Origin of the sequence: Paenibacillus cellulositrophicus (assembly GCF_009363095.1) — a bacterium.
Lineage (GTDB): Bacteria > Bacillota > Bacilli > Paenibacillales > Paenibacillaceae > Paenibacillus_AQ > Paenibacillus_AQ favisporus.
In genome coordinates this window covers 4,809,162-4,821,730 of the sequence record NZ_CP045295.1, presented here as the reverse complement: position 1 = coordinate 4,821,730, position 12,569 = coordinate 4,809,162, and the positions used below count along the sequence as shown (strand labels likewise).

General features: G+C 51.7%; 12 protein-coding genes and 1 pseudogene. 4 read left to right on the top strand and 9 right to left on the bottom strand.

Annotated elements, in window-relative coordinates:
* Positions 1 to 58 precede the first annotated feature (58 nt).
* On the top strand, positions 59 to 319 hold the full coding sequence (locus tag GCU45_RS21830; RefSeq protein WP_152400471.1) for a hypothetical protein: 261 nt from the start codon (positions 59 to 61) through the stop codon (positions 317 to 319).
* A gap of 232 nt (positions 320 to 551) precedes the next feature.
* On the opposite strand, the gene GCU45_RS21825 is transcribed toward GCU45_RS21830, so the two are convergent.
* The 4 genes and pseudogenes from GCU45_RS21825 to GCU45_RS21810 all read right to left on the bottom strand — a co-directional run bounded on the left by GCU45_RS21825 (position 552) and on the right by GCU45_RS21810 (position 4,009).
* Positions 552 to 1,034 carry a DinB family protein gene (locus GCU45_RS21825; RefSeq protein WP_152400469.1) on the bottom strand — a complete coding sequence of 161 codons (483 nt, stop codon included), beginning with the start codon at positions 1,032 to 1,034 and terminating at the stop codon, positions 552 to 554.
* Positions 1,035 to 1,269: 235 nt separating this feature from the next.
* Entirely contained in the window at positions 1,270 to 1,923 is a 654-nt protein-coding gene (locus tag GCU45_RS21820; protein WP_152400467.1) for a lysozyme inhibitor LprI family protein, read from the bottom strand.
* Between the two features lie 152 nt (positions 1,924 to 2,075).
* Positions 2,076 to 2,264, bottom strand: a pseudogene (locus tag GCU45_RS21815) (tyrosine-type recombinase/integrase); the annotation flags it as partial.
* A 173-nt stretch (positions 2,265 to 2,437) separates the two neighbouring features.
* Positions 2,438 to 4,009, bottom strand: a complete 1,572-nt coding sequence (locus GCU45_RS21810) for a copper amine oxidase N-terminal domain-containing protein (protein ID WP_152400465.1) — start codon at positions 4,007 to 4,009, stop codon at positions 2,438 to 2,440.
* 150 nt (positions 4,010 to 4,159) lie between these two features.
* Between GCU45_RS21810 and GCU45_RS21805 the strand changes: the two genes are divergently transcribed.
* A complete protein-coding gene (locus tag GCU45_RS21805) occupies positions 4,160 to 4,543 on the top strand; it encodes a winged helix-turn-helix transcriptional regulator (protein WP_152400463.1) in 384 nt (127 codons plus the stop codon).
* A gap of 125 nt (positions 4,544 to 4,668) precedes the next feature.
* On the opposite strand, the gene GCU45_RS21800 is transcribed toward GCU45_RS21805, so the two are convergent.
* Together GCU45_RS21800 and GCU45_RS21795 are read right to left on the bottom strand one after the other, a co-directional pair.
* Positions 4,669 to 5,175, bottom strand: coding sequence for a GNAT family N-acetyltransferase (locus tag GCU45_RS21800; RefSeq protein WP_089545564.1), 507 nt, complete (start codon positions 5,173 to 5,175; stop codon positions 4,669 to 4,671).
* Positions 5,176 to 5,273: 98 nt separating this feature from the next.
* The gene (locus GCU45_RS21795) at positions 5,274 to 6,119 is read right to left on the bottom strand and encodes an SDR family oxidoreductase (RefSeq protein WP_152403248.1); all 846 of its coding nucleotides are present in this window, start codon (positions 6,117 to 6,119) and stop codon (positions 5,274 to 5,276) included.
* Positions 6,120 to 6,439: 320 nt separating this feature from the next.
* Here GCU45_RS21795 and GCU45_RS21790 point away from each other — a divergent pair, with 320 nt between their 5' ends.
* Both GCU45_RS21790 and GCU45_RS21785 read left to right on the top strand, forming a co-directional pair.
* A complete protein-coding gene (locus GCU45_RS21790) occupies positions 6,440 to 7,171 on the top strand; it encodes an MBL fold metallo-hydrolase (protein WP_152400461.1) in 732 nt (243 codons plus the stop codon).
* Between the two features lie 208 nt (positions 7,172 to 7,379).
* Positions 7,380 to 8,471: a M24 family metallopeptidase gene (locus GCU45_RS21785; protein ID WP_152400460.1), complete on the top strand. Its 1,092-nt coding sequence runs from the start codon at positions 7,380 to 7,382 to the stop codon at positions 8,469 to 8,471.
* Positions 8,472 to 8,595: 124 nt separating this feature from the next.
* On the opposite strand, the gene GCU45_RS21780 is transcribed toward GCU45_RS21785, so the two are convergent.
* The 3 genes from GCU45_RS21780 to GCU45_RS21770 form a co-directional block, all read right to left on the bottom strand.
* Complete coding sequence (locus GCU45_RS21780) at positions 8,596 to 9,279, bottom strand: queuosine precursor transporter (protein ID WP_105446003.1); 684 nt, start codon at positions 9,277 to 9,279, stop codon at positions 8,596 to 8,598.
* Between the two features lie 297 nt (positions 9,280 to 9,576).
* Entirely contained in the window at positions 9,577 to 10,659 is a 1,083-nt protein-coding gene (locus GCU45_RS21775; protein WP_152400457.1) for a hypothetical protein, read from the bottom strand.
* Between the two features lie 425 nt (positions 10,660 to 11,084).
* The gene (locus tag GCU45_RS21770) at positions 11,085 to 12,479 is read right to left on the bottom strand and encodes an L-cystine transporter (RefSeq protein ID WP_152400455.1); all 1,395 of its coding nucleotides are present in this window, start codon (positions 12,477 to 12,479) and stop codon (positions 11,085 to 11,087) included.
* Positions 12,480 to 12,569: the final 90 nt, after the last annotated feature.

The window sequence follows — 12,569 nt, the reverse complement described above, 5'->3', positions numbered from 1 at the left end:
CCTGTTGAGGACTTCTTACTGTACAATTAATTTATAAGTCTACCAGGGGTGTTCCTGCATGAAGTGGAGTAATGTTCGTAATATCTACCCTAATCGGTGGGTACTAGTTGAAGCTCTTGCCACTCATTCTAACAATCACCAAAGAACTATTGAAGAAATGTCGATTGTTTCTGAATATGATGACCCTAAGGATGCATGGGCTTCATATAAAAAACTTCATTTGTCAGAGCCTACTAGGGAACTCTATATATTCTACACCGGAAATGAGTATATTGAAGTCATTGAGCAGTCCTTTACCGGAATCAAAGGTCTACGATGAAAATCCATCTTGTAAATGGTCTGCCTATTGTTTCTCTCCCTCTATCTAATATGGGTTGAAAATCGATTTTGAGAAATTAGTTATTTCATAAAGGTTGAACGAACTTGCGTATAACGTTGTTGTATCTACGGACCCGAGTACCTTAAGGCAGCATCAGTTGCCGGCCGCAATGCGTTTAGGTCCGCAGGGTTGTCAGCTGCTGAGTCTGCATCTGACTCCTCTGAAATATTACCTAACCTACACTTATCAATTGTTTTTTGAGCAGCATGATCTGACCAATATGATATGCATTATGAATACATAAATTTGATACTACTCCCCACCAAGGAGCATTGAAATATGAGGGGATTTCTTTTATAAGTTTAAGATCTTCGCTTTCCTCAAGTGCCCTATTCCAACTTTCAAAGACTGTTTCAAGTCTCTGTAAGGTCTTCTTCCACTCAAAATCATTTATTGTATGTGGATTCACATAAAAAGTATCATCATTGTTTATTGAACTCTCTAATTCAAATTGTTCAACGTTATATCTCTCAAGCCACTTCTCATTCCAAAATATGAGATGATTCACGATCGACCAAATGGATTGTTTACTTTCATTCTCCCATGCAGCTTGTGTAGCATTTAAATCTTTTAAGATTTCATGGAGTGGAATGAACCAACTCTTATCGTGATAACAGGCTTTTAACTGGTCTATGAGAATAGATCTATAACTCATCCTTCTACCTCACTTTTCTATTAATCTTTCTTTTATTTCGGGTAACGTTTGGGTATTCACGAAACGACCCAACCTTAGATAGCTCTTATCCTAGGATGGGTCATTTGTTGTCTGAGATACCTCTATGATCATTCATCTGACAACCGAGGGCGATAGCCCGAAGAGTAAATACATTGTTATGCGCCTTTACTGTCTTCGAAGCATCACCTAAAAACCATTGTTCAAGATTCCAACTCTATTTTTTACTTTGGTATATAAACTCAACTTCACGATCTAGCAAATATCGATATTCAAATAATTGCATTGTTCTTTCCCTAATTCTCTCTCGCTCATCCTTGGCCAGGCTTACCGATCCTCGTGATCCAAGGTAACCATTATTAATAAATGTCTTCTCTACAAATGTTGTTTCCTTTAAGTGATACTGTAACCATTCTTTCTGCGATTCAATGAGTGCTTCTCTTGGTTCTCTATCCAACTTAGAAAGAAGCTTTTTATATATTTGATTCAACTCTTTATCCCAAATCTCTGTATATTTGCCTTCCAACGCCCCCCATCCCAATGTTGTATTAATCTCTTTGGAATTTATTAATTCATTTAATTCGACTTCATAATCATGATCTATAGGATTTCGAAGCATTTCATCATAAAATTCTCCTTTCAAATCATAGTTCCCAATGCTCATGGAAAACACTTCATGGTTAGAAGGATCTGATCGATCTTCAGTTATTCCTTCCGATTCTGCTCCATTACCTGTACTCGCTACATCAGGAGGCAGTTCAGAGTTACTTATTGATCTAGTTTCGCTGTTCAAGGTAGCTGATTGACTAGTATTTTGACAAGATGAAAACACTATCGTAATAAAAAATAATAAGAGTATCTTACCTTTCATAAATGATCTCCTTAAATATTATCTTTAATATTTACCGGTAATGGTGCATAACTCCCAATCTACGAATATCGCATACTCTTTCCTTTCCCACCGGGTATGCGATATTCGTATTACATTTGTATCTCCCATGGTATGCGAAATTACCAAATTATTCAATTCAATAATCGATCCAGCTGACTCAGTTTACGGCGGACGTCTTTGATACTGACACGGGTATAGATTCCGGTGGTTTTAGAGCTTTCATACCCTAATAATTTTTGAATGTACCGGAGATCAGTACCTGATTCAAGAAGATGTGTGGTGAAAGAATGCTTCGGTGTATGTACCGTGGCGGGCTTATCATTTCCCTCGCCTCTTTGACTTTTTTGTTAGTCGACTCGCCCCCTATGTCCCTTATCCCCATTAAAAAAGACAGCCTCTCAGGGCTGCCTTCAATTCTTCTCATACGTTCCACATTCTTCATCCGCTTCATCCGAGTTTTTCAAGCTTTCCAGCTTTCAAACCCATTAATAATCTACTCCCGCTCAATCGTCACCAACTGCTCGCTCTTGTCCCAGTTCACCTTCGTGCCGAAAGCGTCGGCCACAAAACGCAGCGGCACGTACAGCGTGCTGTCGCGGTTGATCACCGGCTGGGTCAAGGTAACGGCTTTGCCGTCGATCGTCGCTTGCTTGGAGCCTTCCTTGATGACGATCTGAGTGCCTTTCAGGTCATCCACCATCGTCAGCTGCTTCGTGGCCCCGTTCCATTTTAACTGAGCATCCAGTTGACCGGCCACATACTTGATCGGCACCATCGTCGTGTTGTTCACGATAATGGCTTCCGGGTAGTACCAGTAGTCTTCGTCGTCTTCAGCATTTTGGCGCGTTGTCAGCGAAATCTGCTTTTGCGTAATCTTCGCGTCTTCCGTCAAGAGACGGTACAGGTCGGATTTCGCATCGAGATGACGGATCACTTCGCCTGGCGTCACGCCGATCAAGCTTGGTTCCCACACGCCTTTGGACGTGTCGACCTTGTTCACGGTCACCGGCTGGTTGACGTTCCACGTCTCCGACTGCGAGTGAACTTTCACCTGCTTCACAGGCACGCCTTCACCCTGCGGAATTTGGATCGTCAGGTCCATGTTCTGCTTGCGGATCTGCAGCTTGCTGTCCAGGAAGAAGTCCAGGGATAGCACGGTATCCTTGCCAAGCAGTACGGACAGATCCGGGTCAGCTGTCAATTCCTTGACGGTGTCGTCGTACTTCGGCATGAACTCGTTCAGCGCCTTCAGCGCTTCATCGGTAAAATAAGTCACCGCCGCGTCTTTATCCTTCAGCACGCTTTCCGGCGTGCCGAACGCTGCAGCCATATCGCCCATGTCCTCACCGGACTGGCTAAACGTAGATTCAAAGATCGGATAGTAGACGTCGTAGACGGCCGCGATCATTTGTTTCAATCCTTCTTTGTCCTGGGATACGCTGGTCAGGAAGCCTTTAACCAAGCCTGCCAGCTCATCCCCGCGAATGTCGATGTGCAGCTTCTGCAGCGACAGCGATTCACCGTTCACTTTGTCAGTCACGGAGGACAGTGCGATCGAGGACGGGTTCGGAGCGTGCTTGATCAGGAAGCCGCCGACATCCTTCACCATTTTCAACGCGCTTTCGTTGGACATTTGAAGCCCAGTCATCGTGAGCCCTTCCATGCCTTCCATACCGTTCAGCGGAATCACGACAGGTTGGGTCATGCCTTCAAGAGACAAGGCCAGGTTGTCCTTATCTACGGACAAGTGGAAAGGAATCTGTTTGCCGTTAACCTTCACGGCGCCTTCAATCGATCCGGTGTTTGGATCCTGCGTACGAGCCGAGTCAATCGTGAGCGAAATCGAGTTGATCAGGTCGATCATCTGCTTATCTTCTGCCGTCAGGCCGCTATCCGCAGGCACCAGTTCAAGCGACAGCGAGGACTTCGCTTCGGACGATTTGACATCCAGCGTACTGAGCACCGCTTTGTTGACGTCCAGGCCGCCAACGGCCTGACAGCCTGCCAGCACAATCAGCATGATGGCCAGTCCAAGCGCCAATCCCCATTTGAAACGCTTCTTCATCAGTTTACCTCCCCATTATGTATGTATGGAAAAAATTCCATTTTATATAGTATGCCAGCAGGTAACACCGGATGTAAAGAACATTTCAAACCGTATATATTTAACGCGGCATTTACGATATAATGAACATCATAAACGAGGTGAAGAAGCATGCAATCAAGTCCTTTGTGCCCCAAATTGGAAAAAGGGATGGAAATTATCAACCGGCGCTGGACCAGCCTGATCATCCATCAGCTGCTGAGCGGCCCGAAGCGTTTTTGCACCATTGAATCCTCCCTGCCGATCAGCGGCCGGTTATTGTCGGAGCGGCTTAAGGATTTAGAGCAGGACGGTGTCGTCCGGAGAGAGGTTTTTCCAGAAACGCCGGTGCGAATCGAATATTCCCTGACCGAGAAGGGCATGGCACTCGAACCGGTCATCCGGGGAATCGAGCTCTGGTCCGAGCAATGGGTCACGATTGATAATGCGGACTCCACGCCCGCCGAAGCTGCCATGTGCTGCGAAGCGAAGCCTGCCTGCGACGAGGACCTTTAATACGTACGGATTGGACCAACGCCCTCATCATCACTCACAACAAAAGGCGCCTGCTGCATGCAGAGCGCCTTTTCGATATTCCTGCCTTTATTATGGATAATGAGCCGTCATTACCTCCGGGCTTACTATACTTTGCGGCCGACGATGACCAAATCCCGTTCCACGCCATCCAGCTCGGCCACGCCCGGCAGCACGCCCCAATCCTCAAAGCCATAGCGGCGCAGCAGCTTCAGACTCGGTTCGTTATGCCCGAACACAAAGCCCACCAGCCGGTTCAGTCCGAAGCGTGGAGCTTCGGCCAGCGCCTTTTCCAGCAAAATCCGGCCGACGCCCGCCCCGCGGCACTCTTCCGCCACATAAATGCTGATCTCCGCCGTCGCGTTATAGGCTGCCCGCCCATAGAAAGACTGGAAGCTGAGCCAGGCAACAACCTTCCCTTCGGAACGCATGACCCACAGCGGACGGTGATGGCTGTTATGCTCATGGAACCAGGCCAGCCGGCTCTCTACCGTCACGGGCTCCAGATCCGCGGTCACCATTCTTCCCGCCACCGTCGTGTTGTAAATATCGACCACCGCCTGCAAATCCTCCAGCGCGGCGTCTTCAATGATGTAATGTTGTTGCGTCGTCATCTGCCCTGTTCAGCCTCCTACCGCTTGTCTACGAATCGTTATTTTCTATTGTAAAAGAATCCGGGAATCTGTGCTATAGGAAGCTTTTGACGCTTCACTCACCTGTCCAGTCCCACCATCTGCTCGCTCCAAGCCCACAAGCGTTTTGCACTCTCCCGGTCGGCTGCTTTGGACTTCAGTGCCTGCTGCTTTTTCCGGTAAAAATATTTCCCGCTCACGCCCGCAACCTCCGGCGAAGCTGCCAAGTAAATGGCGGTATCCGCCCCCTGCTCCGGCGTCAAAAACATGGGCTTCAGCATGGCCAGCACCCGCTTGCCAAAGCCCGTATCGCGGTTTACCCCGATCTGCGTTGCGACAGCGCCGGGATGGACGCAGTTCACGGTGACCTGGGTGTCTTTCAGCCGCTCAGCCAGCTCCACCGTGAACAAAATGTTCGCGAGCTTCGACTGGGCGTACGCCTTGATCGGATTAAAGCTGCGAGACAAAAACGGATCGTCAAAATGGATGCTGCCGGCCTTATATGCTCCGGATGCAACGACCACGATTCTTCCCTGCTCCGCCGCGGTCAGCCGGTCCAGCAGCAAGTTGGTCAGCAGAAAATGGCCCAGGTGGTTCACGCCAATGTCCATTTCGAAGCCGTCGCGGGTTAGCTGTCTTTTCAGCATAACTACTCCCGCGTTGTTGACCAGCACATCCAGCACCGGATAACGCGCCTTAAACTCTTCTGCAAAGCGGCGGATGCTCGCCAGATCGCCCAAATCGCACAGCATCAGCTCAATCGCCTCCGAGCCGCTCCGGCGGATAGCCTCCTGCAGCGCAGCTTGACCGCGCGACTCGCTCCGGCACACCATTATGACCCGTGCCCCTTGCTTCGCCAGCTCGACCGTCGTCGCCAGTCCCATGCCGGAGTTGGCGCCGGTCACGACTACCGTTTTTTGCTCCATGCTCACCCTGATCCCTCCCTTTATGCGTACTGCTTTTTCTAAAATACTAGCACACAGGCATGGGAAAGCGTAGATGGTCCTGCTGAATTCCTCCCCTCTTCTTTCCGCATAGGCAGCGCCCTTATATACGGCTTTTCCGCAGGCTCATACTAGAGTGGCATCCTGCAGGACCGGGCCATAACGGACAGCATTTTGCAGCACCAAGACCCGAGGCACTTTCAAGAACTGCTTTTTCTTTTTGCAGATGAGAGGTTTATAATAGAAGCAATCCATGCTTTCACATTAAAAAACATAGGAGGTGTACCGGATTTATCCGGGAAATGATGCAAATCGGACATCAGATCGTATCCATTGAGCTGTTTGCCCAGCCGACGGCCGAGCAGCCTGCTTACCAGCCGGTCCTGCTGTGGGATGAAACCGGAGCCACGCTCGTCGACACCGGCAATGTCGGCCAGTTCGACCAGGTCCAGAAAGCAGTCTCCGAAGCCGGTCTCACCCTGAACGATATCAAGCGCGTCATCCTCACGCACCAGGACATTGACCACATCGGCAACGTATCCCGCCTGCTTGAAGCCAATCCCGGCATCGAGATCTGGGCCCATGAAGACGATATTCCCGTCATCACCGGACAAGAGCCATTGATCAAGGTCACGCCGGAGCGCCTCGCCCAAATGCCCGAAGCGGCCCGGGAGGCGATTCAAAACGTTCTCGACGAGCGTTCCTCCATTTCCATCAGCCGGGTGCTGCATGACGGGGATCATCTGGAGCTGCACGGCGGCATTCAAGTAATCCATACACCAGGGCATACACCGGGACATATTTGTCTGTACCTTCCCAAAGAAAAGCTGCTGCTCGCAGCCGATGAGTTGACCATTCGCGAGGGCGAACTGCAGGGACCGGTACCCGGTTTCACGCCGAATATGGCGCAGGCCATCGAAAGCATGGGCAAGCTGGCCGATCTGCCGCTGGATGGAGTGTTCTGCTACCACGGCGGCTTGTACGACAAGTCTCCGAACGAACGCATCCGGGAGATCATTCAAAGTCACCGGTAACCCATACGTCTATCAGCGTTATTGCGTTAAAGATGACCGCGTTTAACGGAAGTTTTCGGACCGCGTAACCATATGATTGAAGTGACACGGGGAGCTTGGATCGGGCAGTTCGATCAACGAGCAATCGAGCCATCGGGCAATCGGACAACAACATTGACGGACACTGCCTGCCCACCAGCCCCCTCTACATAAGAAAGGATGAATAACCATGAGCAACCGAATCACCGCCTTGGAAAAGGCCATGAACGAACACGGCCTCGACAGCCTGCTCGTTACCGACCCTAAGCATGTTTATTACCTGACCGGTTTTGCTAGCAACCCGCATGAACGGTTTCTCGGCCTGCTGCTGACCCGCGGCGAACAGCCGCTCCTGATCGTGCCCGCCCTCGATGCCGAGGCCGCCCAAGCCGCATCTTCGGTAAAAAACATCATCACGCATGCCGACACAGACAATCCGTACGACCTGCTTCGGGAGCAGTTCAAGAACACGATCGGCACGCTCGGCATCGAAAAGGAACAAATCAGCGTGGCGCGCTACGAACAGCTGCAGCAGTCGGTTGGCGCCGGGCAGTACGAAGATATCGGCCCGCTGCTGCGCGCGATGCGCGTCAGCAAGTCGCCGGAAGAAATTCAACGCATGAAGCATGCGATTGACCTGATTGAAGAAGTGCTGCGGCAGGGCCTCTCCCGCGTGAAGCCGGGTGTGACCGAGATCGAAATCGTCGCCGAGCTCGAATATTTAATGAAGAAACTCGGTGCGGACGGTCCTTCGTTCGACACGATGGTTCTGACCGGACCGAAGACGGCGCTCCCACACGGCACGCCAGGTCAGACTAAGATCCAGTCCGGCGACCTGCTCATGTTTGACATGGGGGTCTATGCCAACGGCTACGCTTCCGACATCACCCGGACGTTTGCGGTCGGCGACATTTCGCCGGAGCTGACGAAGATTTACAACACCGTGCTGGAAGCCAACCTGCAGGGCATTCAGGCGATCAAGCCGGGCGTGACGCTGGCTTCCATCGACCAGGCCGCCCGCAAAGTAACGGAGGACGCAGGCTACGGCCAGTACTTCATGCACCGTCTCGGGCACGGCCTCGGCATGGATGTCCACGAGTATCCGTCTGTGCACGGCGGCAATACCGACTTGGCGCAGCCGGGAATGGTTTTCACCGTGGAGCCGGGCATCTACGTGCCGGGACTGGGCGGCGTGCGGATCGAAGACGATATCGTCGTCACCGACAACGGCGTTGAAGTCCTGACCTCGTATCCGAAAGAATTAACGGTTATCGGCGGTTAATGCCTTATGAAACAGGAAAACCGGAAGATCCCATCGACAGATGGATCTTCCGGTTTTTTTGTGCTGCAACCATTCAGCTTATCTAATGAACAGCGGCAATCATTACAGTGGCCGTCTGCTCTGCTTAATCCTCGTCCTTGAATTTGAAATCGCGGGCGATATATAGAAACGGCGTTCCCACCGCGGTCAGCACGAACTTGATCAGATACGTCGTCAAGAAAATTTCAATCCAGACCGACAGCTCGTAACGTCCGGCAAAAGCAATCGTGCAGAAAATAAGTGTGTCCACCAGCGAGCTGATCATCGTGCTGCCGTTGTTGCGGATCCAGAATTGGTTCCGCGCGCCGAACAGCTTGCGCAGCCAGGCATACAGGCGCACGTCCAGGAACTGGCTGACGAAGTAAGCCGTCAAGCTTCCCAGCGCCAGGCGCGGCATCAGACCGAAGATGTTCTGCAGCGATTCCTGCGCGAGGTCGCTCTCGTCCGGCGTAAAGAACAGCGCCATCTGCATCAGCAGCGTCGTCATCAGCAGCGTGAAAAAGCCGAACCACACCGCCTTCTGCGCTTCCTTCCGGCCGTATTTTTCGTTCAGCAGGTCACTGGTCATATACAAACTGACATACATCGTGTTGCCCAGCGTCAAGACGATGCCGAAAATATCGATCGTCTTCGTCACCTGAATGTTCGCGATCACCGTCGCGACCCCGATCCAGGCGTACAGCCCCTTTTTGCCGAATAAACGGTAGCACAGCAGATACAGCGAAAAATTAACAAGTACGAACAAAATACCCCACAACAAATTGTACACTCGTGTTCCTCCTAGTTTTGATTACGCGGGATGGTTACGAACCGCGGTTTTGGGGTCTTTGTCTATTCTTTCAAACCCAAAACATGTACTACTGTATCACACGGAAACGGAAGTTTCCATGTTTTTTTCTGGGACTGGAAATGTCTTGGGCAGGCTCCGGAACCACCGGGAGACACTGCTGCAAACAAACACTGCCCACGTTCCGGCGTTCGCGGCCGGCGTGGGCAGTGTTTTCAATATTTCATATAAAATGGATCACACTCGTTCATCAACCTGAACAAGGCACAAGGCACGTCTTTACTTCACGTCCGAATTGGTAAAATACAGCGTTTGCGGTCCGGCCGCTCCACCGGTCAGGCTCAGCTCGGCCGCGATCGTTTTACCCTTTTTGTTCACCGTAAATTCGGTAAACTTCCATGCGTTCTGATAGTTTACGAACGGCGACTGCAGCAGATCCCTGCCCCAGCCGATCACGTAGTGGCCTGCGCCGCCGGAGGGGTTATCGTACACGGAAATGGTCCGTTTGACGTCCAAATCGTTGTTGATGGCCACGCTGAGGTTGTACATGACCCCATAGTTGCCGTTGTTGATGACGGTTCCGCCGTCCACCGTGTTCCAGCCTTCCTCATATTCACCCGGCATGCTGTCGCTCCACGGACCGCTCGCCGCTGAGGAAATGCGGATCAGCGAATTGCCGCTCGACGTATTGTAGTCCAATGTACCGGTACGGTCCGCATGAGGGAATGTCCCGCGCACGTGCACATCCTTCGGCAGAATCGGTACGTCCAATGGGTTGGCCGGCTGCTCTTTATAGCCCAGCGTCGTGACCGTGACGGTCGCGTCCCCATGCCCTTGCTGCGTGTACGCGGCAAAATTGGCGATGCCGCTGGCGGTGTGTGTATTTTCTGCAAGGGCGGTCAAGTAATAGCTCTCTCCCGGCTGCAGGATTGCTTCCTTCTTCTGGGCCGCACGATTGCTCATAAAATCAGCCAAGGCCATCTGACCGGCGACATCCGGATAATAATCCGTCGCAAGCCCGATCCCCTCCGAGAACAGCATGACAGGCTCGTCGGATGTGTTGGTCACAGCCACGGCTACGGTCAGCGGCTCGCCGGTCATATTTTGATGATGCCAAAATACGCGGAACGATCCGGTCACCGCATCCCTGTAGTAAGCGCCTTCAACTTTAGGGGATTCCGGGGAGTCGCTCAGGATCAGGGATCCGCCCGTTCCCGTCAGCACCGGTTTCACCATGGGGACCGCCGGTTTCAGCGTCTCAATCGGTACCAGCTCCGCGTCGTCCGCAAAAGCCGCAGCCGATCCGGACAGCAGCAGCGTGCCCAGCAGGCCGATGTTCAGCAGCCATTTCGTCTTTTTCATGCTCATTCCCTCCTGAATTTGTAAGAGTATCCTTCCAGGTGGCGATCGTGGGATGTCATTTCGGATGGTTAACATGTTCGCGAAGGTGCGGTGTTTTCCTTTTTTTAGGGACTGCGGCCAAAGGCTCATTTCTTGGGATTGTTTCGTGACGAATCTATTTTGCCCGATGGTGCGGGGCTCTCAAACATCTCAGCGCTGTTAAGGCTTGCTGCGGCACGTATCCTTTCTCCGCGCCCCTCCCCGCCCTGAGGACAGGTCAATTGGGCTCGCCAGCCAGTCCTTTGGTCGCAGAAAATAACGTCGAATGGTCTAAATTTTTATTGCAATCTAAAAATGCCGATCCTCTCAAGCTATACGTTCTCATATCAAAAAAAAAGAAACCAAAGCCCGCAAAGGCTTTGGTTTCTTCGGACGCGTCCGCAAGCTTACGCATGCGCCGAGTCAAGTTCGACATGATTGTTGTTAAACGTATCCTGGTCGTTCTCTTTCAAAATTTTGCTCGAGATCAGACCGGCCGTGATCGAGTCGTTGACGTTCAGCGCCGTGCGTCCCATGTCGATCAGCGGTTCAACCGAGATCAGGAGACCGGCGAGCGCCACCGGCAGGTTCATCGTGGACAGCACGATCAGGGATGCGAAGGTAGCACCGCCGCCGACGCCGGCAACCCCGAAGGAGCTGATGGTTACGATCAGAATCAGTTTAATAATGAAATCCCAGCTTGTCGGATCGATGCCGACCGTCGGTGCGATCATCACCGCCAGCATCGCCGGATAAATACCGGCGCAGCCGTTCTGGCCGATTGTGGCACCGAAGGTTGCCGACAGGTTGGCGATCCCTTCCGATACCCCAAGCTTCTTCGTCTGGGTTTCCACGTTCAGCGGGATGGTTGCCGCACTGGAACGGGAAGTGAATGCGAAGACAAGCGTCGGAAATACTTTGCGTACGTATTGGATCGGGTTGAACCCGAACAGTGTAATCAGAATCAGATGAATGATGAACATAACGATCAGAGCCACATACGAAGCGCCGACAAATTTGGCCAGCTTCAGAATCTCATCGATATTCGTGGTAGCGGTCGTCTTCGTGATCAAGGCCAGGATGCCATATGGCGTCAGCCTGAGCACCAGTGTAACGATTCGCAGGACCACCGCATAGACCGCTTCAACCATTTTGCGGAAGGTAGCCGCCTGTTCCGGTTTTTTACGGTCAATGCCGAGAACGGCAACTCCGATAAAGGCCGAGAAAATAACGACAGCCAGCGTTGAGGAGCGGCGTGCTCCGGTCATATCCGCGAACGGATTGGTCGGAATGAATTCCAGCACCTGCTGCGGGATCGATTTGTCCTTCACGTCTCCCACTTTTTCTTCCAGCTTCTGACCTTGGGCTTGCTCGCGGTCTCCCGCTTGAATCTCAATCGCCTTCAGGTTAAAGGACAAGCTGGTTACGATACTTACCGAAGCTGCAATCGCTACGGTGATGAGCAGAACAGCGATGATCGAGCCGCTCATTTTGCCGAGGTTCTGTCTGCCCTTCAGGTTCATGATCGCCGAAATGATCGAAACCATGATCAGCGGGATGACGACCATTTGTAACAAGCCGACATAGCCGCTGCCGACAAGGCTGAACCAGTCGGTAGACTTGCTGATGACCTCCGATTGCGTGCCGAAGGCCCATTGAAGGATAAATCCGAAAATAATACCGAGCGCAAGGCCGGTAAATACGCGTTTCGTGAACGATACGTGCTTCTTCTGCATCCAGATCAACAGGCCGATCAGGATGAGCATCACAACGACGTTCACCACAGTCCAAAGTGTGTCCATCTCTCTTTCGTTCTCCCCTCTTGTAACAATAATGTTAACGCCTGTCCCTGCGGCTTGCCCGCGGGCAGGTCGCTTGCTTTTTTGGGCAAT